Annotated in this window: 19 protein-coding genes and 3 pseudogenes; 21 read left to right on the forward strand and 1 reads right to left on the reverse strand. The window is 48.6% G+C overall.

Annotated elements, in window-relative coordinates:
* The first annotated feature begins 375 nt into the window (after positions 1 to 375).
* The 5 genes from NZD86_RS00255 to gtfA all read left to right on the forward strand — a co-directional run bounded on the left by NZD86_RS00255 (position 376) and on the right by gtfA (position 7,359).
* Positions 376 to 1,746, forward strand: coding sequence for a sedoheptulokinase (locus NZD86_RS00255; protein WP_268044484.1), 1,371 nt, complete (start codon positions 376 to 378; stop codon positions 1,744 to 1,746).
* A 104-nt stretch (positions 1,747 to 1,850) separates the two neighbouring features.
* Positions 1,851 to 3,047 (forward strand): hypothetical protein, encoded by a 1,197-nt coding sequence (locus tag NZD86_RS00260; RefSeq protein WP_268044485.1) that lies wholly within the window; start codon positions 1,851 to 1,853, stop codon positions 3,045 to 3,047.
* Between the two features lie 603 nt (positions 3,048 to 3,650).
* Positions 3,651 to 4,685: a LacI family DNA-binding transcriptional regulator gene (locus NZD86_RS00265; protein ID WP_268044486.1), complete on the forward strand. Its 1,035-nt coding sequence runs from the start codon at positions 3,651 to 3,653 to the stop codon at positions 4,683 to 4,685.
* Between the two features lie 236 nt (positions 4,686 to 4,921).
* On the forward strand, positions 4,922 to 5,878 hold the full coding sequence (locus NZD86_RS00270) for a carbohydrate kinase family protein (protein WP_268044487.1): 957 nt from the start codon (positions 4,922 to 4,924) through the stop codon (positions 5,876 to 5,878).
* Positions 5,879 to 5,889: 11 nt separating this feature from the next.
* Positions 5,890 to 7,359: a sucrose phosphorylase gene (gtfA, locus tag NZD86_RS00275; protein ID WP_268044488.1), complete on the forward strand. Its 1,470-nt coding sequence runs from the start codon at positions 5,890 to 5,892 to the stop codon at positions 7,357 to 7,359.
* A gap of 519 nt (positions 7,360 to 7,878) precedes the next feature.
* On the opposite strand, the gene NZD86_RS00280 is transcribed toward gtfA, so the two are convergent.
* Positions 7,879 to 8,076, reverse strand: a complete 198-nt coding sequence (locus NZD86_RS00280; protein WP_268044489.1) for a hypothetical protein — start codon at positions 8,074 to 8,076, stop codon at positions 7,879 to 7,881.
* Between the two features lie 19 nt (positions 8,077 to 8,095).
* Between NZD86_RS00280 and NZD86_RS00285 the strand changes: the two genes are divergently transcribed.
* From NZD86_RS00285 to NZD86_RS00360, 16 genes and pseudogenes are all read left to right on the forward strand, one after another.
* Positions 8,096 to 9,292 (forward strand): ABC transporter substrate-binding protein, encoded by a 1,197-nt coding sequence (locus tag NZD86_RS00285; RefSeq protein WP_268044490.1) that lies wholly within the window; start codon positions 8,096 to 8,098, stop codon positions 9,290 to 9,292.
* Positions 9,292 to 10,272, forward strand: coding sequence for a carbohydrate ABC transporter permease (locus NZD86_RS00290; protein WP_268044491.1), 981 nt, complete (start codon positions 9,292 to 9,294; stop codon positions 10,270 to 10,272). Before NZD86_RS00285 ends, NZD86_RS00290 begins: the two co-directional genes overlap by 1 nt.
* Positions 10,269 to 11,096 (forward strand): carbohydrate ABC transporter permease, encoded by an 828-nt coding sequence (locus NZD86_RS00295; protein ID WP_268044492.1) that lies wholly within the window; start codon positions 10,269 to 10,271, stop codon positions 11,094 to 11,096. Before NZD86_RS00290 ends, NZD86_RS00295 begins: the two co-directional genes overlap by 4 nt.
* Before the next feature lie 46 nt (positions 11,097 to 11,142).
* Positions 11,143 to 12,078, forward strand: coding sequence for an alpha/beta hydrolase (locus NZD86_RS00300; protein ID WP_268044493.1), 936 nt, complete (start codon positions 11,143 to 11,145; stop codon positions 12,076 to 12,078).
* Positions 12,079 to 12,161: 83 nt separating this feature from the next.
* Positions 12,162 to 12,971, forward strand: a complete 810-nt coding sequence (locus tag NZD86_RS00305) for an alpha/beta hydrolase (protein WP_268044494.1) — start codon at positions 12,162 to 12,164, stop codon at positions 12,969 to 12,971.
* A gap of 55 nt (positions 12,972 to 13,026) precedes the next feature.
* Positions 13,027 to 13,833, forward strand: coding sequence for a Nif3-like dinuclear metal center hexameric protein (locus NZD86_RS00310; RefSeq protein ID WP_268044495.1), 807 nt, complete (start codon positions 13,027 to 13,029; stop codon positions 13,831 to 13,833).
* A gap of 475 nt (positions 13,834 to 14,308) precedes the next feature.
* On the forward strand, positions 14,309 to 15,064 hold the full coding sequence (locus NZD86_RS00315) for a reverse transcriptase domain-containing protein (protein ID WP_268044496.1): 756 nt from the start codon (positions 14,309 to 14,311) through the stop codon (positions 15,062 to 15,064).
* A 50-nt stretch (positions 15,065 to 15,114) separates the two neighbouring features.
* Positions 15,115 to 15,726: a group II intron maturase-specific domain-containing protein gene (locus NZD86_RS00320; protein ID WP_268044497.1), complete on the forward strand. Its 612-nt coding sequence runs from the start codon at positions 15,115 to 15,117 to the stop codon at positions 15,724 to 15,726.
* Positions 15,727 to 15,844: 118 nt separating this feature from the next.
* Positions 15,845 to 16,396 (forward strand): group II intron maturase-specific domain-containing protein, encoded by a 552-nt coding sequence (locus tag NZD86_RS00325; RefSeq protein WP_268044498.1) that lies wholly within the window; start codon positions 15,845 to 15,847, stop codon positions 16,394 to 16,396.
* Between the two features lie 355 nt (positions 16,397 to 16,751).
* Positions 16,752 to 17,186, forward strand: a pseudogene (locus tag NZD86_RS00330) (IS1634 family transposase); the annotation flags it as partial.
* 80 nt (positions 17,187 to 17,266) lie between these two features.
* Entirely contained in the window at positions 17,267 to 17,587 is a 321-nt protein-coding gene (gene tnpA / locus NZD86_RS00335) for an IS66 family insertion sequence element accessory protein TnpA (protein WP_268042949.1), read from the forward strand.
* Positions 17,581 to 17,940, forward strand: coding sequence for an IS66 family insertion sequence element accessory protein TnpB (gene tnpB / locus NZD86_RS00340; RefSeq protein WP_268044500.1), 360 nt, complete (start codon positions 17,581 to 17,583; stop codon positions 17,938 to 17,940). Before tnpA ends, tnpB begins: the two co-directional genes overlap by 7 nt.
* An 88-nt stretch (positions 17,941 to 18,028) precedes the next feature.
* Positions 18,029 to 19,620: pseudogene (gene tnpC, locus NZD86_RS00345) on the forward strand (IS66 family transposase).
* 99 nt (positions 19,621 to 19,719) lie between these two features.
* Positions 19,720 to 20,946, forward strand: a pseudogene (locus NZD86_RS00350) (IS1634 family transposase); the annotation flags it as partial.
* A gap of 90 nt (positions 20,947 to 21,036) precedes the next feature.
* Positions 21,037 to 21,927 (forward strand): MFS transporter, encoded by an 891-nt coding sequence (locus NZD86_RS00355; protein ID WP_268044501.1) that lies wholly within the window; start codon positions 21,037 to 21,039, stop codon positions 21,925 to 21,927.
* Positions 21,928 to 21,990: 63 nt separating this feature from the next.
* Complete coding sequence (locus NZD86_RS00360) at positions 21,991 to 22,842, forward strand: isocitrate lyase/PEP mutase family protein (RefSeq protein ID WP_268044502.1); 852 nt, start codon at positions 21,991 to 21,993, stop codon at positions 22,840 to 22,842.
* Positions 22,843 to 22,850 lie beyond the last annotated feature (8 nt).

Below are 22,850 nucleotides of genomic sequence, written 5' to 3' on the forward strand. Positions count from 1 at the left end.
GTTTTACCCTGGTCATCGCTCAATTATTTTCAGGATAGGATTTGGATTTATCTAATGAGTCCGAGCGTGGGCTAACGTGATGCGCCTATGTGATGAATTATGTTTCGCAGAGAGATATGTAATCGAGATATTTTCTGCAATCTAAGGTTTTTGATTCAGGATGGAAAAGAACCAGGATTGGAGGGGGAGACGGAAAACACGGTTTAGAGAAATACTTACAGGTACATGTCGTCTACATTCAGTGCAATCTTCAAAAGCAGTAGGTGCACTTATATAATCTGCTCATGTTGTTGTATAAGAAAGGTATCAGACTCAAGTAGCCGTGAGTAGACTGGTAAAACGCAGCAAGGAACGTATTGCTGGAGGTAGTGCGATATGAAACTGATTGGATTAGATATTGGTACAACGTCAATTTGTGGGGTTGTACTGGACACCGAAATAGGTAACGTGGTGCTAAGGACTACGCATGCAAATAGATCCGGTGTACGGTGCACAGATGACTTCGCCCATCTACAGGATCCGTCAGAGATCCTAAACTCGATCGAAACCGTTCTAGATACCCTCTTATCTGAACATCCGGATACTGCTGCGATCGGAATTTCTAGTCAAATGCACGGTATCCTATACATTAACGGTTCTGGGGAACACGTCAGTCCTCTCTATACATGGCAAGACGCTCGGGGCGACAAGATTCTCTCGGGTTCCCAAAGTTACTGTGACGCATTTCAAGAACAGACTGGCTATGCTATCTCCGCTGGATATGGGATGGTTACTCATTTTTATAATTTGATAAATCACCTAGTCCCAGCAGAGGCCGTTTCGTTCTGTACTATTGGCGATTACGTCGCGATGAATCTGGCAGGGTCATCGGAACCGATCACCGAACCAACACTTGCTTCCAGTCTAGGTAGTTTCGATATTGAGGAAGGCTGTTTTGATACGGCTGCACTTCGAAACTTGTTTATTACGTCCGATTTTTTACCACGGATAGCATCTTCGGGGACACCCCTAGGAAAGTTCCGCGGTACGATTACTGTGTTCAACGCTATCGGTGACAACCAGGCGAGCTACCTCGGGGCCGTGAGAAGCAAACAAGATTCACTTTTAATTAATATCGGTACAGGAGCCCAATTGTCCGTTATGACCAACACGATGTGTACTGTTCCACATTGGGAAACACGTCCGGCGGTGGGCGAGGGATACCTCCTCGTAGGTGCAACGCCAAATGGGGGTAATGCCTATGTACTTATTGAAGGTTTTTTTCGTCGCGTACTTGATGTGTTCAATGCCTCCCTCCAAGGTTCTCTTTTTGACAAGATGAACGCCGTGCTTCAGAACGTTTATGAAAAGGATAACCAGTTAAAAGTATCAACTCAATTTTATGGAGCCAGGGATAACCCCCAGAAACGTGGAGCGATACAAAACATTACACCAGAAAATTTCACACCGGTCGATCTAATGGTCGGTACCTTGAGCGGAGTCGTTGATGAACTTGTGTCGTTTTACGAGGACCTTCCTGTGGAATTACGCAGTAAAGTGCGTCACGTTGTGGGGTCGGGGAATGGTATTCGTAAAAACAATTACCTTAAATCATTACTGGAAAGAAAATTCTCAACCACCCTCGAGATTGCGACCTGTGACGAGGAAGCAGCATTTGGAGCTGCGTTATATGCAGCAGGGGCATCGAGCGTGTTTTCATCTTCTGCCGACTTGTTGAAATGTATTCGGTACGAAGGGGACATTTAGACGTACTAGACGATAGCGAAGGCCAGAGCTAGGATGGCCTCTTAATACAGGGCGGGAAATGGTTCTCGGTGCCGCCGGTTATCAACCGAAGGGTATGGTGAGTTATGACGAACGCGCGTACGATTCGTGATACTTTCGAGCAAGGTCATGGAATTCTAAGGTTGATACCGGCATTCGTTCCACGGAAATTTGGGAAGGCTGGGCATCGGTTACGTCTTCACCCTGATGACTACTACGCTGCTGGGATGAATCGTGGAGCTATTACCGAACGTTGGTTTACGTCTGTGACTTCAACACTCAACGGCCCCTTAGCACCCCTTGATGAGGGGATGAGTTATGTTTCATTCTCAAATAGGGTAGAAGACAAATTTTTATTCAAAGATGCTGTGGATGAATTGGGAGTAGACTTAATTGGAAGAGAGTTGAAAGATAAATATAACTCGTTCCCTGTGTTCGCTAAGTTTTTCGATTATGAAACACCTTTGTTTCACCACCTACATCTAGGTGATATCGCTGCATCCCTGGTTGGAAAAACGCCTAAGCCTGAAGCATATTATTTTCCTCATCAATTGAACAATCACCCTGGACAATTTCCGGTGACCTATTTTGGGTTCGATCCGTCTACCACAATGGATGAGGTAAGGGAGCGAATAGCGGATTTTGAGAAACTCGACACGCGTATTACTGAGCTATCTCGTGCGTATAGAATTCAACTTGGTACAGGATGGTATGTTCCGCCGGGGGTAATTCATGCACCCGGTTCCTACTTAACTTATGAGCCTCAGTGGAATAGTGATGTCAGTGCTGTATTTGAAAACGTTGCCTCTGGTGAAGTGATCCCTTATGAGTCTTTGGCAGAACACTGTCCTGATGATAGAAGACATGATATCGACTATATTTTGAGTCTATTGGATTGGGAGAAGAATGTAGACCCTTTGTTCAAAGAGCACTATTACCGACCACCCATTGTATGTATGGATGAACCGTATGAAGAAATGTGGATAACTTACGGAAACGTCTACTTCTCTGCCAAAGAGTTGACCATTCCTCCAGGACGTACAGTTGTTGTCAAAGACGGGGCTGCGTATGGCTGTGTAGTTATAGAAGGCTACGGGAGGCTGGGTAGGTACCAGGCTGCTGCACCCATTATGATCCGATATGGAGCGCTCACGTCTGACGAGTTCTTCGTTAGTGAACAGGCAGCGAAAGAGGGTGTAACGGTTACCAATTTAAGTTTAACCGAGCCACTCGTAATGCTAAAGCACTTCGGTCCGAATAACCCAGGCGTTCCAGTTGTATAAAATGCAGATCATCGGTTAATACACATAATTGAACCTTTTCACCGTTTATTAACCTGTGAAGTTTTTTTCCCTTCCCGCGAGGCAATTTAAGAAGGTTAATTTGCTGAGAAATTCTAACCAGGCTTCTAACAGACTTCTAACGAACGTCCTATAATCACCCAGAATGATGCAATACGAGGCGGACTGTGACAGTTCAAAACCCTTATAAAACAAGGGGATACACTGCTACACAGCACTTAATGGATTTCGAATCAACCGATTCCTAAACCGCGTCTTGCGGGGGTTCGAATCCCTCCGGGTGCGCCAAAAAACACAGTAGTGACGCGGATTTTCGGGTTTACCGATTCCCGCGTCATTTGCTTTTCAAAGGGATTTGCAAATGAATTGCAAATGTACGGTCTACAATTGCAGATTTTGTGGGCTCATTATTGCGCTAAAGCCCCCTTTCAATAATTCGGAATATGTACGAAGACACTGGTCATGTGCGTGATGAGCAATAGACGCAAACGTCGCTTCGATACGCTTCATAAATTCCCCCAATATCTTGACGGAGATATCTATTTGGCATAAGATCTAGGAAAACGTTTACCTGATGGTAGCGAGTTGGATGTTCGTAGGGGTGTAATCATTGTGTCTGTCACGATAAAAGACGTCGCAAAAGCGGCAGGCGTATCAATTGCCACGGTTTCGCGTGTACTTGGCAAGACCAAACCAGTGAGTTCGGAGCTGGAAATGAAGGTTCGCCAGGTGATAAAGGAATTGGGATATGTGCCCAACGAGGTGGCACGGAGTCTGATAACCAACAGTTCAAGCTCCATCGGTGTGATTGTACCGAAATTGGAGTATTCGGTGTCAGGTTCTTGGCTACGGGGGGTTGAGCGCTTTGCCCGGCTGCAGGGCTACTCTGTCATCTTGACGGTTTCTGATGGACAGACAGACAAGGAGATCGAGAGCTTTAATGTAATGCAGCAAAAAAGGGTGGACGGTGTCATCTGGTCAGCCGTAGACTTTTCCGAGGATCATGGTACATTCCTGGCTGATTACCCTATCCCAGTTGTAGCAGTAGGTCAGGATTTTGAGCCATATGGCATTCCCAGTGTAGTATTTCAAAATGGGAAAATTGGGTATGATGCGACTCGTTACTTATTGAAACTTGGACACAAGAGAATCGCAATGATCGCAGGTAACATGCGCGATTCTTCGTCTGGAAAGGACCGTCTAGAAGGATACCGCAAAGCCCTGCGTGAAGCGGGAATCACTGAAGAGGAGACTCTTGTTGCGGTTGGTGATTTCACGATGGACAGCGGCTATGAATGCATGAAAAAACTCTTGCCCTACGGTCCGACGGCTGTGTTCGCGGCATCGGATACGATGGCTATCGGAGCAATGCACTATGCATCACAAGCAGGTATTAGGATTCCAGACGAGCTGTCCGTTATGGGTGTTGATAATCTTGAAATATGTCAACATTTGAACCCTACGTTATCCACTGTGGATTATGATGCCGGAGAATTGGGGACTACAGCAGCACGACTAGTGCTGAAAATGGATCAGGAGGACTCGAAAGCACAGTGCCTAAGCGTTCCGCACAAACTCGTAATTCGAGATAGCGTAAGAGAAATAGGTGGTTGTTACTGAAAGAGCCAATTCGGAGTTAAGGTTAAGTAAAATGATGTGATCGAGTGCAGAGTATGTTCAGTGCAAGCGTTAGGAAAACGTTTACCCGACACTTGGTGTAATCAGCCGAATGAAAGCGCTAGCCTTGAAAGGGGTGATGAACCGAATCTGCTAGTTGGATTGCTGATCAGAATGTTGCAGGTGAGCGAGCAACAGACGACTCTTTAATCACACCACAGGAAATTCGGAGGAACGTTATGATTGCATTTGACAAAAAGATATCCTTTGAGAGTAAGAGGAATGACATCGTAACGGTTGGAGAACTCTTAATTGACATGATTTCTGCTGATTACAGCGATAATTTCGATTGCAATACCTATCATAAATCATTCGGCGGATCACCTTCGAACATCGCGATGAACGTTACAAAGTTAGGGTTAAATTCGCTTGTTTTCTCAGCTGTAGGAAATGATGGATTTGGAACTTTTTTAGTAAATCAACTTAACGACGCAGGAATTGATACGAGTTGTGTGCAACGAGTGAATCGCTCTACGAGTATGGTGGTCGTAACGAAAAGTAAATCAACTCCTATTCCTATATTCTATAGGCAGGCAGACTACCATTTAGATTACACTCCGTCGCTAGAAGAAGCCTTGCTTAATTCCAAGATAGTTCATTTCTCCTGTTGGCCTATCTCTATGCTACCTGCACGTCACACCATTGAACGAATGATTGAAACTGCCAGATCTCACGGTGTCCTGGTATGCTTTGACCCCAACTTTCATCCGATGATATGGCAAGCGGGTGAAAATGGGGTTGCTTATGTTAAATCTATTCTGAGTAAAGTCGACATTGTTAAGCCCTCAGAGGATGACGCAGAGAGATTGTTTGGGAAAGATACACATTTAAATCAAGTTGGAAAGTTTCTAGAACTTGGAGCAAAACTGGTCATTATGACCTTAGGCAAAAACGGGGCCCTCATTTCCAATGGAACAGACACGATTCGAATGGATACCTTGGCGACTGAAGTAGTTGATACGACTGGGGCAGGTGATGCATTCTGGTCTGGATTCTACGCGGGACTAGTGAAAGGATATACGGTTCGGGAATCCTTACGTTTAGGTATGGCCGTCAGCGCATTCAAGTTAAAGCATTCTGGTGCCGTTGTCAATTCACTCGACATAGAGGAAGTCAAGGGAATTTTCCGCGTATAGGGGAGATTCAAATGGCGGTGAAAAATCAAGTTCAGCTTATAACATACCCCGACTCAATGGGAGGGGATCTAAAAACACTGAAACATGTCCTCCTAAAACACTTCTTGGATGTCTTTAAGGGTGGGATTCACATTTTACCCCCATTTCCTTCGTCGGGGGACCGTGGGTTTGCACCCCTAACGTACTTGGAAATTGAACCGGCTTTCGGTACCTGGGAAGACGTACAGGAAATTGGAGACAACTTCGACGTATTGGTTGACCTAATGGTGAACCACATTTCAAGGCAGTCTATGTATTTTCAGGATTTCCTCGAAAAGGGCCGTGAATCGGAATATGCTGATCTCTTTATCACCCTGGATAAAATTTGGGAAAATGGAGAACCGGTACAAAGTGATATCGACCAAATGTTTCTGCGTCGCTCCTTACCGTATTCCACGTTTACCATAGGTGAAACCGGTACTGAAGAAAAGGTCTGGACCACGTTTGGTAAAACGAATCCATCCGAGCAAATTGATTTAGATGTTCGCTCATCGAAGGTAAGGCAACTTTTTACCGACTTTTTTATGAACTTTAAAAATAACAATGTAAAAATTGTGAGGCTAGATGCCGTCGGATATGTGATTAAAAAACTTGGTACAAGCTGCTTTTTTGTAGAACCTGAAATCTACCAGTTCCTTAATTGGATCATGGAATTAGCACACTCCATGGGAATTGAATTGCTTCCGGAAGTTCATTCTCATTACGAAATTCAATACAAGTTGGCCGATCGCGGTTTCTGGATTTATGATTTCATTCTCCCGTATCGAGTTCTGGAGACATTAATCAATAAAAATAGCGAAGGTCTGGTTGACTATCTCAAAAATCGTCCGCATAAGCAGTTTACAATGCTTGATTGCCATGACGGTATTCCAGTAAAGCCGGATTTAGATGGGCTAATTGACACCATGGAAGCGAAACAACTAGTAGATGTTTGTAAGGAAAGAGGGGCAAACTTAAGCCTTATTTTATCGGACGAACACAAAGACCCCAATGGTTTTGACGTTCACCAAATCAGATGTTCCTATTATTCAGTGCTGAATTGTGATGATGATGCCTACTTGGCAGCACGAGCGATTCAATTTTTCACTCCAGGAGTACCTCAGGTGTATTATGTGGGATTACTAGCTGGGGAAAATGACCTTGACAGAGTGAAGGAAACTGGGGAAGGTCGTGAGATCAACCGTCACAACTTCACGCTCGAGGAAATTGAACAGTCTCTACAAAAGCCAGTGGTTCAAAGGCTTTTAAGGCTCATCCGTTTTAGAAACGAATACGATGCGTTTAATGGTGAGTTTCGAGTCTTGGATTCACCGAAGGATGAAGTTCGACTTTCATGGCAAACGGGTGAAAAGTTCTGTACTTTGTTTGTTGATTTAAAATTAAATATGACAGCAATCGATTATGTGGATGAAAAGGGTACAGTGATGGAATACTTCGTCTAACAATCTACATGCGCACAGAGAGAGGGGCAGTATAAGTGACTGCTCCCCCTCGAACACTCAACTACTACAGCACGCAAACAGAGTACAACCTGATGTATTGCAGGTGGTGGTTATGCCATTGACGGGTATTGATATTTGCTGTACTCTGATCTCAGGAAAACGTTTACTTGATAACTTGTATGAGATTATGTAGAACTTGCAGGGCGGTATCGGGTGCCAGTCATCCGTTATTCAGGTTATAGGAAAAAGTTTACCCTCTGCATTAAAACCCAAGCTTCTGAAGCGCTAAAAGTGAGAGATTGAGTGGAGCGCATGCAATGTGTTCGCGTTGACATGCAGGAAAACGTTTACCAATGAAAGAGGTGGTGTTCAGGCGTAAACTTTTCACTTCGAACAAGGTATGTGATGGTATGGTCTTCCACTGAAGACGGGGTACTTAAATGTGAAACAGTGACAGTACGTGGGTTAGAGTTTAGAACTACAGTATATAGGAAAACGTTTACCCAAAGAGTAGACGGCCTAATATAACAGAAACAGAGGTGCACAAATGTCAATCACGCCAAACAACGTAAAGCGGAGTAACAAATTCAGAGGACCAATAGGTGTCGCGGCGACCGCAGTTTCAATCACTGCCCTCATGTCTGGATGTGCAGCCCCTGGTTCGTCGTCATCATCCTCTTCCAATACAACGAAATCAGTAAGCACCAGCGTTGGCACGCAGCCTGTTACTCTGACAATGGTTACTGACTCGATAGCTGTTGCAGGTTTCCAAGCATACGCGAATGCATTCCATGCAAAATATCCAAATGTTACTGTGCAGGTTACGGGTGAAGACTTCAATTCGGGTGTTACAAATGCTGCACATATTCTCCAAAGCGATAATGCTCCCGACATCGTAAGAGAGGTATACCTGCCGAATCTTGTAAAGGACCACTTGGTGTTGAATCTCGACCCATATGCAAAGGCTTATGGCTGGGACAAATGGCCCCAGTCGCAGTTTGACAGCATGAGAGTGTCGTCAGATGGCAGCCAAATGGGTACCGGTTCGATCTACGGTGTAGGTCCAGGATTTGGTTTGACAGGTATCTACTACAATAAAGACATAGCCTCGAAGCTTGGCATCACCAGTGCGCCTAAAACTCTTAGTGAGTTCGAAGCAGATATGGCGAAGGCAAAAGCAGCAAACATTATACCTTTCGATATTGACGGGAAGGACACTCTGGAAACATATCCACTGCAGAACCTGATTATGGACTACGCGGGCAGCCCAAATGCGCTGCAGGACTGGATCAACGACAAACCAGGTGCGAGCATCAATACGCCAGCTACCATCCAAGCTGCAAAAACACTCAAACAATGGTATGACCAAGGGTACATTCCCCAGAATTTAAATAGCCAAGACCTCAACGTGGCCATCAACGATGTAGTGCAGGGCAAAGCACTGTTTTTCCCGGATGGAAACTGGGCTGCACCGATATTTGACCAAAATGGAGGGAAAGGCAAGATTGGCTTCTTCCTGTTCCCGTCAGCAAATGCGTCAGATCCCGTGTGGGCCATGTCTGCGCCTGACCTAGTTGTCATCCCAGCAAAAGCAAAGCACCCCGACGTTGCTGCGGCGTTCCTGAACTTTGTGATGACTGATGAGACGGCTAGACAGGCTACCGTAGCCAAACTGGGATTTGCACCTGCTGGCCCCGCTAATGGCTCGATTCCACCGACACCAAGTGATTCCGCGGTCGGACCAACGGTCACCGCGTTCAACCAGCTTTTGAAATCCAATGGACTTGTTGGATTTATGGCGAATGCAACACCTTCTATGTCAGTAAGCACCTTGTTCCCTGAAACGCAGCTTTTGATTGCCGGAAAAACCACTACAGAGGATTTTGCATCCAAGTTGCAGTCGGATTACCAAAGTGATTTGGGGGCCAATTAATGAGTTACACCAAGTCTGCTGACGTCTCAAATCGGAGCCGTGTCGGACACCTCGACATCGACCAACGTGCGCCTAAAAGCGCACGTTGGCTTAATGAGTCTCTTGGCGTGACGTCTCGAAAGCGTAAATGGGTTGGCGTCATCTGGGTCCTCCCAGCATTAGCTGCTTACGTGCTGTTCGTACTTTTTCCGCTAGGACAGACGGTGCGTTATTCGTTCTATAACTGGGATGGCATTGGCGTAGCCACCTGGGCCGGCTTTAACAACTACGTTCAAGTGTTCACCCAACCGGAGCTCATATCGTCCATTGTCCATTCCTTCATTTTGATAGTGTTTTTCACGATAATCCCTGTCTTCTTAGGACTGATAGCGGCGTCCCTGCTACAACGACGACGTCAGGGTGCGTTTACAACGGTGACCAGAACAATTCTCTTTTTTCCACAGATTGTACCGCTTGCCGGTGCTGGCATCATGTGGTCGTGGATGTATGCACCGAACGGAGCGGTCAACGGATTACTTCGAGCCGTTGGATTGGGGGGCTTAACACAACAATGGTTGGGCAACTTTAACACAGCCCTCCCAGCTGTTGGGATTATTGGTGTTTGGTTGTCGCTCGGCTTTTGCACGGTGTTGTTTCTCTCTGGCATTAGCAAAGTTGACCCTGCCACATATGAAGCCGCTCGGATTGACGGTGCCGGCGCAGTTCGAGAGTTCTTTGCCATAACGCTCCCAGCACTTAGAGGAGAAATTGTTGTGGCCGTGACTGTCACGGTGATTGCGGCGCTAGAAAGCTTCGACGTCATCTATGTTTCGACTCAGGGTGGTCCAGGGTACGCGACAATGGTCCCAGGGGTAGAAATCTACCGACTCACCTTCCTGAATCAACACATTGGGGCGGCATCAGCTCTTGCAGTAGTCCTAACAATCCTTGTTTTAATCGTAGTTTCAATCATTCAACGCGTTGGGAGGGGAAGAGATTGAACGCCGTCAGTTCCCGATCTTCACGTGCCACAAGCGCTATTCTGCTGATAATCATGATGGTCTTCACAATTTTCCCGCTGCTGACCATGTTGGCTACGGCCCTTCAGCCTGCAAATAGTACACCGAGCGGATTTTCTTGGCCAGCACATCCACAATGGCACAACTTTGCTGTTGCGTGGGTCGCGACAAACTTCATGCATCTACTCAGTTCAAGTGTGATTTATGTCGTCGGGGTTGTCCCTATAGCAGTCATCCTCGCCACACTCGCGGGTTACGGGCTAGGTCATATTACGATTCCAGGGGGCAAAGCGGTAACCTTACTATTCGTATTTGGCTTGACATTACCTGCAGAAGCCCTAATTACGCCACTCTACTATCAATTCCAGTCATGGGGATTACTTGGGACACACTGGGGGGTCATTCTTGCCCTGATTGGTTTGTATATGCCCTTTGGAGTGTTTTGGATGCGTACGCATTTTGCCAACAGCCCCGTTGAGCTTACCGAAGCTGCCCTGCTGGATGGTGCATCCGCATGGCAAGTGTTCAGACAGGTACATCTCCCTCTCGCACGCTCTGCATTAGCTTCGCTGGCCATTCTAATGTTTTTGTGGACGTGGAATCAATTGCTGCTGCCATTGGTCCTAGTGAACGACCCTTCCAAGGGTACGGTTGCTTCCGCGCTCAGTGCTTTTCAAGGACAATACAGTACCAATATTGTTCTACTGTGTGCTGCTGCATTTATTGTGTTGTTGCCATCCCTTATTGTGTTTCTCATTTTCCAAAGACATTTTGTACAAGCGCTGCTACAAGGCTCTGAACGGTAAGTGTTTATGGTGTTGCATTTAAAGCATGCAGTATGGGGGCAATAAAATGGATTTTTTAACCCGAGTGAACCCAGAGTTGAGAGATAGTCTGTTGTCTGTTCCGATTGTTGAACTGCCCCATGGTTTGGATGAAGCGCGACAAATCCCTACACCTCCTACGGGAGCATCAGAGTTGGTTCGTACCACTGAACAGTTGATTTGTGGTGGGGATGGACAGCAAATGCTCATCAAAATCTATCAGCCCGCAGAGAGAGATGGGACTCAATTACCTGCCCTTCTTTGGATTCACGGAGGAGGCTACGTCTTAGGTCATCCAAACAACGACGACACTCTCTGTGAAAAGTTCGTCGAAGCGGCGGGCTGCGTCGTTGTGTCTCCGAATTACCGCTTGGCACCCGAGCATCCTTATCCCGCTGCAATTGAAGACTGCTATGCAACTTTGGTATGGATGACGCAGGCAACCGCAGAACTGAACATCGATTTGCCACGAATTGCGATTGGTGGAGGAAGTGCAGGCGGAGGACTGACCGCTGCCTTGGCCTTGCTGGCCCGCGACAGGGGGGGGCCATCGGTTTGTTTTCAGATGCCGTTATATCCCATGATTGACGACCGGAATAATACATTTTCAAGTCACGAGATTACGGATACACAGGCGATTTGGTATCGGTCCAATAACTTGGCCGCTTGGAAAATGTACCTCGGTTGCCAAGAAAGCGGCGAAATTCCCCCTTACGCAGCGCCAACCCGCGCAGAGAATCTCGAAGGGCTGCCTCCGACCTACACGTGTGTAGGTCAATTGGATCCGTTCCGCGACGAAACAATTGACTATGTGACACGTCTCGCAGAAGCTGGCATCGATGTTGAATTTCACCTATATCCCGGTTGCTTCCACGCTTTTGAACATGTCGTTCAACACGCAGAGGTCAGCCAACGTGCAAAAGACGGCTACATTCAGGCACTCAAAAGAGCTCTAAGTCGTTAATCCCTGTTTCTTTGGTAGTCGGTTTCTTCTAGACCTAGTAGGAATGGATGAGAGTACAAATATAAAAAGTAAAGAGGACAAACATGAAACATACCATCATTGACATTGTGACAGAACACTCTGAGGCCAAGCTATACACTTACATTTTGGATAACTCGCCAGAAATAGATTCAGCGCGTAAGCGTCCCGCCATCGTGATTTGCCCTGGCGGAGGGTATGAATTTACTTCCGACAGGGAAGCTGAACCGATTGCAATCCGAATGAACACCATGGGGTTTAACGCATTTGTGCTACGGTACAGTGTTCGCCCCGCTAAATTCCCTACTTCACTGCAGGAACTTGCCACGACAGTAGCTCTTATCCGACAGAATGAAGACGAATGGCATGTGGACGGCGATAAAATCATTGTCGCTGGATTTTCAGCTGGGGGTCACCTCGCAGCAAGTTTAGGGGTGTTCTGGAACAGAAGTTTCCTGTCTGACAGTTTAGGGTTCTCTGGCGATGAGATCAGACCGAATGGGCTGATACTGAGTTACCCGGTTATCAGTTCCGGTGATTATGCGCATAAGGGTTCCTTTGATGCTCTGATAGGAGTAAACTCCGATGAACGTTTGCGTGAGGTATCGCTAGAGCATCAGGTCTCAGTGGATACTCCTCCAACTTTTATATGGCACACCTACCCCGACGACGTTGTTCCCGTAGAGAATAGTTTTTTGTTTGCGAATGCCCTCCGGAAACACAAAGTGCCTTTAGAAATGCACATTTTTCCAGATGGTGGGCATGGTCTGGCGCTTGGCACTGAAGAGACGAAAGCTAGAGACTGTGATTCAACCGTTCAATTTGAGGTTTGCAATTGGATTGATATGGCTGGACGGTGGATAAAAGGCTTATAAAGAGTGTGTAAGGATATGCCACAAAAGTCTCTCTTATAGAAGGGAATTCATCGCAATGAACGTGAATGACGTGATTGAGGCAGTTCTTGCAGAGTGCGGAGTGACTACGAGGTTAGAGAAGACATGCGACGTACTGATTAGTGGCACCGCTGACACCGAAGTACACGGTATTATTGTTACATTTATGGCCACCATTGACGTGATTAAGCAGGCGATCGCATGTGGCGCGAACATGATTATCACGCACGAACCAACTTGGTACACAGGATTAGACGACACGGATTGGCTTCATGACGACCCGCTATATGTAGCAAAGCAGAGATTGATTGAAGAGAACCAGATAACAATATGGCGATTCCATGACCATATGCATCTGGGGAAAACAGACAGAATCTACGATGGTGTTCTTCGAGAGATAGGGTGGGAAGACAACCTGCTTGAAAAGCATCCACCTCATACCTATCAAATCGAAGAAACAACATTAGCCGAATTAGCTGCTTTTTTTAAGCAGAAGCTGTCCATGGATGTCATTCGAATTATCGGCAACCCCGACATAAAGTGCAAGAGAATTGGAATGTTGGTTGGCGGAGGCAGCTTAGGGTTAGGGAAAGAACAGATGCCCATGGAGCTTATGTGGGACAAAGATTTGGACGTCATGGTGTGTGGTGAAATCACCGAGTGGACGTTATGTGCCTATGTCAACGATGCGGCCATGTTGGGGCTCAATAAAGGAATGATTATTGTGGGACATGAACGGAGTGAGGAATCGGGAATGAAATTCATGGCCGAATGGTTAAAGCCTTTGGTCAATGATATTCCAGTGTCATTTATTGACGCGAGGGAGCCATTTATCTATCTATAGACCGTTTATATTCGCAATATGGAAGATAGCAGATGGGCTGCCGTGGTATTTGGCAGCTCACGCAGTTTGGTGCGCCCGGCATGGGCGCTATCTATACGGTGAAAGTCCGGAATGGTGAAGGTAGCAGTAGCCATTAGCTTAAGCCGAGGGTGTCCGTCGTGAGGCGGAATCTGAAGGAAGGCGGCGGCAAATCTCCGGCCCGAGGAACACGAACCTCGAGTGAGGCTAGCGACAGTTGGATGAGCCTGCCAAACAAGTCAAAGTCCTTGCTACCGAAGGCTGTCGAGAGTAAACGAGGCGGGTAGATGGAGAGAAAGATAGCGCTCTTACCCGGGGAGACCTGCCCGACACGCCAGCAACGCTGGTAACCGTCATCGAGAGGTGCCGCTGAACGGGCAGGAGTCAGCAGACGGCATAGTACCTGCAAAGGGACGCCGAAGCAGGGAAGGCCTGAACATGATTGTGAGGGTTGAACATGGTAAGCTCGCAAGGAAAGCAAAGACAGCAGAAAATCCAGAACAGGAGCTACTTTCAGGAGGAAGCGGTGAATCCGCAGGGGACTGAGGGAGTGCTTAGCTATCCTTCGGCGCGACCCAAGGTGACAACCCGCGAAGAGAGTGGAATCGACCTGATGGAACAGGTAGTCGAGCGAGAGAATTTGCTTGAGGCCCTGCGACGTGTGGAGCGAAACAAGGGGGCTGCTGGTGTCGATGGAATGGAGATTAAATCCTTTCGACCGTTCCTGATGGATAACTGGCAACGCATCCGAGAAGAACTTCTTAGTGGAACCTACAAGCCAATGCCCGTACGTCGAGTCGAAATCCCGAAACCAGACGGTGGCATACGATTGTTAGGGATACCCACGGTGCAGGACCGCCTGATTCAACAGGCACTTCTACAGAAACTCACGCCCATCTTTGAACCGACGTTTTCGATATTCAGTTACGGTTTCCGTCCAGGGTATAGTGCGAGAATGGCCGTAAACCAGGCGCGCAACTACATCGGACAAGGAAACCGGTGGGTCGTTGACATGGATTTGGCGCAATTCTTTGACCGCGTAAATCACGACATCCTCATGTCGAGAGTGGCAAGGAAGATAGAGGATAAACGAGTCCTGCGACTCATCCGCAGATACTTACAAGCGGGTATTCTTGTGAACGGAATCTGTGTGAGGTCGGAGGAAGGAACGCCGCAAGGTGGATTATGCAAAGCTTCGCATAAGGCGGGGTAGCAAGCCCGGTACTAGCCAATCTGTTCCTACACTATGCGTTTGATAAGTGGATGGACAAAAATCATCCCGACAAACCGTTTGCTCGGTACGCCGATGATGCTGTGGCCCACTGTCGCAGTATCGAGGATGCACAGAAGCTACGGGATAGCCTTGAACAAAGGCTAAGGGAATGTGGACTAGAAATGCATCCAACGAAAACACGCATCGTCTATTGCAAGGATCATGACCGACGCGGGGAATACCCAGAAACGAAGTTTGATTTTCTTGGGTATACTTTTCGACCACGCAGGTCGAAAAACAGATGGGGCAAGTACTTCATTAACTTCACTCCAGCCGTCAGCAACAAAGCAAAAACGGCCATGCAACGCACTATCCATGACTGGCGTATGCACCTGAAGCCGGATAAAACGCTGGAAGATCTCTCCCGAATGTTTAATCCCATCATTCGAGGCTGGGTCAACTACTACGGACGCTTCTACAAGTCGGAACTGTACTCAGTACTCAGGCACCTGAATCGAGCGCTGGTACACTGGGTTAGGCGAAAGTACAAGAAGCTCAACCGGCATAAAAGACGAGCTATCGACTGGCTCGGTAGGATTGCCAGACGCGAACCAAGACTGTTTGTGCACTGGCAAATGGGGATTCTACCGGGGGCTGAATAATGGGAGCCGGATGAGCTGAGAGGTTCAAGTCCGGTTCTGAGAGAGCCTTGGGGTGAGATTTCCCAGGGCTACTCACCGCAACATATACGTGAGCAGTCGACGTGCGGGAGAGCGGGTAATGGAGAGTGTACGTAGGTTTGTAGAAGAACGACTGAAACTCAAGGTGAATGTGGAAAAGAGCGCCGTAGACCGACCGTGGAAGCGAAAGTTCTTGGGCTTCTCATTTACATGGGAGAAGAAAACGCGGATTCGAGTCGCGCCAAAGTCGCTCAAACGGTTCAAGGACAGGGTTCGAGAAATTACGAAACGAAGTCGAGGACAATCCATGGCGAGTCGGGTAGAGAAATTAAATGCCTACTTGCGAGGATGGGCGGGATATTACCGATATGCCGAGACACGAAGCGTATTCGAGGCACTGGACGAATGGACGCGCAGGCGGTTGAGGATGTGTTTGCTGAAGCAGTGGAAACAGCCGAAAACCAAGAGACGTAAGTTAGTTTCACTTGGGATACCGCAGGAATGGGCAAAGAACATAAGCGGATCCCGGAAGGGCTACTGGCGACTTTCGAATACTCCACAAATGAACAAAGCCCTTGGCCTCGCCTACTGGCGAGAACAGGGGTTAGTGAGTTTAGTTGAACGATACGACTCACTTCGTTCCACAACATGAACCGCCGTATACCGAACGGTACGTACGGTGGTGTAGGAGGTCGAGGGCTAGGCGCCCTCACCTACCTGATTAATAGAAAATTACAGGCTCGCTACAGCGTTGGCAATGGAGTGAATACTAGATATGCAATTGCCAGTGGAACTTGAAATGGAATTGTTTGTTTATCTCGGGTTCGACAGTTACAACCCACTTATAAGCATTTGTGGATAACCGGAATCCTGTAGTGGCGCGGAATTTCGGTTCTTTTGTGTAGGCATTTTCTCAAAATTTTGTAGGCATGCGAATTTCTGTGGATAACTCGTAGTTTTATCCACAATTATTGACTTTATCCAACGTTTGGTTTTAAAATGTAGACATGTATATACGGCGGATATCACGAAAGAACAAAAACGGCTCTGTCACGTCCTACGTGCAGCTTGCCCATAATGAACGTAATCCCAAGACCGGCAATCCCCAAGCGAAAGTCCTCTACCACTTCGGGCGTGAAGATGAAGTGGACATGGATGGTCTAAAGAGACTTGCCGCGAGCATATCGCGGTTCCTTGGGGATTCACCAGTTGATACGGAGCCCAAGGACAGCGTGCAGCTCAGTCTGCTCGATAGCAAGACGTTTGGTACCGCTTCTATCGTCGACTCGCTGTGGCAGGAGCTTGGCGTGGGTCAAGCTATATCCAAGCGACTGGTACAGCGTAAGTATGAAGCCCCGATTGAGCGTGCTATCTTTGCCATGGTCGCCAATCGAGCCTTGGACCCTTCGAGCAAGCTTGGCATGGAGGACTGGGTGAAGCGTATGCGTCAAATTCTTCACACCTAGCGAGGATACCGGATTCCTGAAAGAATGCAGTTAAAACTTTCAAGGAGGGCTTCGTTATGACCAAAAAAGAATTGGCAGAATTACGAGAAACGTGGCGTGAACGCGTAGCTGCATTCCGGGATAGCGGTCTGAGTGGCGCGGCGTGGTGCGCTGAGCAAGGCATAAAAGAACATCAATTGTGGTATTGGGTAAGTCGCTTTCGTGAAAAATCCCCGAAACCGTCCGTTTCGACTGACTTTCTACCCGTGCAGGTTCATGAGTCCATTGCCAATCTCCCTCTGCTCGTCCGGGTTGGCTCCGTTGCCATTGAAGTACACCCGGGATACGACGCCCAACTGTTGCGTGACCTGGTTGAGACACTCACGGGCTCATGCTGAACCATATCGGTACAGAACAGCGCGTCTATCTTGCGTGTGGTGTCACGGACATGCGGAAGAGTATCGATGGATTGGCGGCCTTGGTGCAAACGCAATTCCAGTTAGACCCGTTCTCCCAATGTGTCTTCGTTTTTTGCAATCGTCAGCGGGACAAATTGAAGATTCTGTATTGGCAGTATAACGGATTCTGGTTATTGTATCGCCGGTTGGAACGAGGCCGATTTGAGTGGCCCAACTCGTCTCAGGACAAGACGCTTGTCATTAGCCAACGCCAGTTGAATTGGTTGCTGGATGGATTGTCTCTCAACCAGCAGAAAGCTCATCCCAAGGTGGCGGCGCAAAAGGTCGTCTGAGTGCCTGAAAGGCAGGCATGGATTTTGAAACAAAAAGTTATTGGAACCCTTGATATGACAAGGATTTCGGGGTGTGTTCGTCGAAGAGATAACTATGGAAAATACGTCTTCAGAAACCATCGAACAAGTTGAAGTTCTACAACAGCGCTGCACTTCCTTGGAACAGGAGAACGCCGAATTAAAACAGCAAGTGAACTTGCTGCTTGAACAACGGCGTCTGGATCGGCAAAAGCGTTTCGGGGCATCCAGCGAGCGGTCTGACGCTGAGCAGATGCGGTTGTTCAATGAGCCAGAGACGGCGTCGGATGAAGAGCCAGAAATAGAAGAGCCTTTGGTTGATACGGCGACACGCAAGCCACGCAGGAAACAACCTGGACAGCGGGAAGCCATGCTGGCGAACCTCCCTGTTGAGCGGATGGAATACCGCCTGCCAGAGGCAGAGCGCGTGTGCCCGTGTTGTGGCGGCCCCTTGCACGAGATGAGTGCGGAGGTACACCGGGAACTCAAACATATTCCGGCACAGACGGTCGTCGTTGAACGTGTGCAATACATCTACGGGTGTCGACCGTGTGAGAAAAATGAGATTCACCCGCCCGTGGTCAAGGCGGACATGCCGCGCTCGGCGTTTCCCGGGAGTCTGGCGTCGGCATCCATGGTGTCTTATATCATGAGTAAGAAGTTTGTGGAAGGCATGCCTTTGTACCGACAGGAGCAGCAATTCACCCGACAGGGCATATCACTTTCTCGTCAGACGCTGGCGAATTGGGTGGTAGTCGGAGCCACGCGTTGGCTGAGCCTCATATTCGACAGGCTTCATGAGGAATTGCTTGCCCGACATTATTTACATGCAGATGAGACAACACTGCAGGTACTACACGAACCCGGACGGGCGGCCAATTCGAAATCGTATATGTGGCTGTACCGAAGTGGACGTGATGGACCGCCGATTGTGCTGTATGACTATCAAGAGAGTCGGTCGAAGGAGCATCCGAAGACGTTCCTCCGAGGGTTCAAGGGGTACCTGCATGTAGACGGATATGCCGGATACCACGACGTGGAGAACGCGACACTGGTCGGGTGCTGGTCTCATGCGCGGCGCGGTTTCAATGACGCCCTTCAATCGCTGCCGAGCGCCGAACAGAAAAAACTTCGGCTGCACGGACTGGGCTTCAATATTGTAATGAGTTATTCAAGATTGAACGTGGGTTGAAGGACGCCACACCGGAAGAACGTCGAGCAGGCCGAGAAAAGCAAAGTCGACCCGTGCTCGATGCTTTTTCAGCATGGTTGCATGAGCAGAGTCCACTTGTGCTGCCAAAGAGTGTTTTAGGCAAAGCCATTACGTATTGCATGAACCAATGGAGCAAACTCATTGTGTTTCTAGAAGACGGGAACCTGGAACTGGATAACAACCGGAGTGAGCGGTCTATCAAGCCTTTTGTGATCGGCCGCAAGGCGTGGATGTTCAGTAATACACCACGTGGTGCGAGAGCAAGTGCCATTACTTATAGTTTGGTAGAGACGGCGAAAGAGAATGGTTTAGATCCGCGCCTATATCTGGAGTATCTGTTTGAGCGGCTACCAAACATCCAAATGGATGACGAGCATGTCGTAGACGCTTTGCTGCCGTGGTCCGAAGAGTTGCCAGAGGAGATACGAAAACGAAAGACAAGAGCATAGAAGATCAACATCCCCGCCAGCGACGCTGCGGGGATTCATTATATCCGATTATGAACAAACGTGGTTCGTGCACAAGGTGTGCCGGGTTTGACGTTCACGGTGAAGCGAGATGTCGCACTGCCAGGTGTTGAGAACTTTGAAGTCCATCAAGGATACCGTGCAATGGATTTCCTGATTGAATCAGATGTAGACATCCAGCGAGAAGTGTTCGAAACGGTCGCAGACCTATTAAACCTCGAGGTCGACTTACTGTTCTTTGACACGACGTCGAGTTATTTTGAAATGGATGACGAGCCGGAAGAAGACAGTCTGAAACAACCCGGTTACTCCAAGGACCACCGGCCTGATTTACCACAGGTCGTGATTGGCTTTGCAGTAACCCGAGATGGTATCCCTGTGCGGTGTTGGGTATGGCCGGGGAACACGTCAGACATGACCGTCATTCCAGAAGTGAAGAAGGATCTCATTGGATGGCGTCTCGGACGCGTCGTTACGGTCGTCGACCGTGGGTTCAGCTCGGAGGACAATTTACGTGAGCTTCAGAAAACCGGCGGGCATTACATTGCTGGAGAGAAGATGACCGCTGGCAAGCAGAAGGTCGAAGATGCCCTGTCTCGTCCTGGGCGATTCAAGACCGTACGAGATAACCTCGAGATAAAGGAAATCGTCGTGGGAGACGGTGAGGCGCGGGTTCGATACGTGCTCGTTCGAAACCCAGATGAAGCACGCAGAGACGAGTTTCGGCGCGAGGCACATCTCAAGGCCCTAGAAGCCGAGCTCGCGCGACTGAAGGAGTTGGACAGCGATGCGCACACCAAGGCACATTGTCGTTTACAGAGTCACCCGACCTTCAAGCGTTACTTGAAGTCGGACAAACGTGGCAATCTCGCGATTGACCAACAGGCGGTTAAGGCGATGGAACGACTGGATGGAAAGTACCTGATTCGGACCTCAGACGACACGCTGTCCGCGGAGGATGTGGCCCTTGGATACAAGCAACTGTGGCAGGTTGAAGCAGCATTTCGTTCCCTGAAACAGACCATGGAATTGCGCCCAATGTACCACCGGAAGAATGAGCGAATTCGGGCACATGTGCTGCTGTGTTGGCTCTCGTTACTCTTGGTTCGGGTAGCAGAGAACCGGACCTGTCGTACATGGAGAGAGATTCGTTCTGTCATGAACGAGATGCACCTTATAACCTACAAGGCTGGTAGCGGAAGAGTCCGGCAGCGAACCGAAGTAACCCCGGAGCAGGCACAAATCCTGAAAGCGCTCGGTTACGAGCATCCACCGCTATTCGCAGAGATATCCACAGAAATGCTGTAGGCACCGCACGAGGTTATCCACAATCCCGAAACCCTAGACGCACCAGCGGGTTTCGGGATTTCGTATATCTACAGCTGTCGAAGCCGAGTTATGGTTTGGACTATCATCGCAGCTCTAGGGATTGGCGGCGAGTACGGTGTTGGTCAAACGCTTGTCTCGGAACTGGCGCCAGCTGAGAAACGCGGCTGGTGGGGGGGACTGCTTTACGGTGGTCTGTTTGTAGGAATTGCCATTGCTGCAATTGTCGGCGGGTATGTTGAACCGGCCATTGGTTGGCGTTGGACATTTGCTGTGGCAACGCTGCCAGTCTTAATTGCAATCTACGTTCGCTCTTCGACACCTGAGTCTGAGGTATGGCAAGCGAAAGTCAGTAAAAAAGGCATGGACTGGAGCCAAATCTTTACGACCCAGTTCTTCGGTCCATTTATCAAATGTCTAATTGCATCGTCTCTGCAGTTCTTCGCATATTACGGCATTACAACGTTCTTACCGACATATTTGACGAAGCATGGCCTCTCTATCACGCATGCTTCATGGTGGGTATTCTTCACCGCTATTTCCGGAATTGTTGGAAATGTTGTCGGCTCCTATACGAACGACAGGTGGGGCCGCAGGGTAACGTTGAGTTACCTTGCTCTGTCAGCTGCCGTAGGTGGGATTGTCCTCTTCTTTACTTGGAAGTACCTTCTTACTTCAAGTTGGATTCTCGTGCCGTTCTTCGTTCTATATTTTGGTTCGAACGGGGCGACCGTGTTCGGTGTGCTGTTCAGTGAAATGTTTGCTTCTGATGTCCGATCCACCGGTGTTTCCGCAGCACTGCAGATTGGGCGTGGGCTCGCCTTTTTCCCACCGCTAATCGCAGCAAGTATGTCTGCACACTGGGGATTTCAATCCGTCGTATTGCTTGGGGGACTGGAGTTCCTAGCTTTGTCCGTGTGGGCGTGGATATTTAAGGAAACTCGCGGTGTTCAGTTCCTTTGACACGGAGTCCCGGGCGCTGTGAAAAGGCGCCTGGTTAGGCTTTTAAGCAGGGAGTGAAGTTTTTTGAGCCTGGCGGCGCAATTAAAACAAATTGTTGAACGAGATAAGGCAACCATCGTTCCGGGTGCCTCGAACGCGATTTTGGCGAGAGTTATAGAGGAAACCGGGTTTCCTTTGATCTTTTTGAGCGGGGCAGGAATCGCGAATTGGAAAATCGGCCTGGCTGATTACGGGTTGACGACGATGACTGAGTTGGTCGAGGTGACGAGAGAAGTCACGTCGGCCGTGAATATTCCAGTGCTGGTCGACGCGGATACGGGTTTCGGCAATCCGCTAAACGTGTGGCGAACGGTCCGCGAGTTCGAAAAAGCTGGGGCCGCAGGCATCATGATTGAGGACCAGGTGTTTCCGAAACGATGCGGCCATTTTGATAACAAGCAGATTATCTCCACGCATGAAATGGTCCAAAAGGTCCGTGCCGCGGTTGACGCCAAAGTGGACCCGGATCTAGTCATTGTCGCTCGAACAGATGCCATCGCCGTGGAGGGGATCGATGCAGCGATCGAGCGTGCACATCAATATCGCGAAGCGGGGGCTGATGTCACGTTCATCGAAGCACCGCGGAACTTGGAGCAAATGGAGCGCATAGGAAAGTTGCCGTGGCCTCAGGTGGCGAACATGGTTGAAGGTGGAAAAACGCCTATTCGGCCGCGGGAAGAACTCGCAAGATTAGGTTTTTCCCTCATATACTATGCGAATGCAGTTCCTCGTGCGGCGCTGCATGCTGCATTTTCAGCCGCGAGGACGCTGATGAGCGATGGAACGAGCGACAACATAGAGATGCTGTCTTGGTCGGATCGGCAATCTCTTGTGAAGTTGCCTGAGTTGTCAGCGCTCGAAAAACGATACGAATGAGGAGGGCG

The organism is Alicyclobacillus dauci (assembly GCF_026651605.1).
Classification (GTDB): Bacteria; Bacillota; Bacilli; order Alicyclobacillales; family Alicyclobacillaceae; genus Alicyclobacillus; species Alicyclobacillus dauci.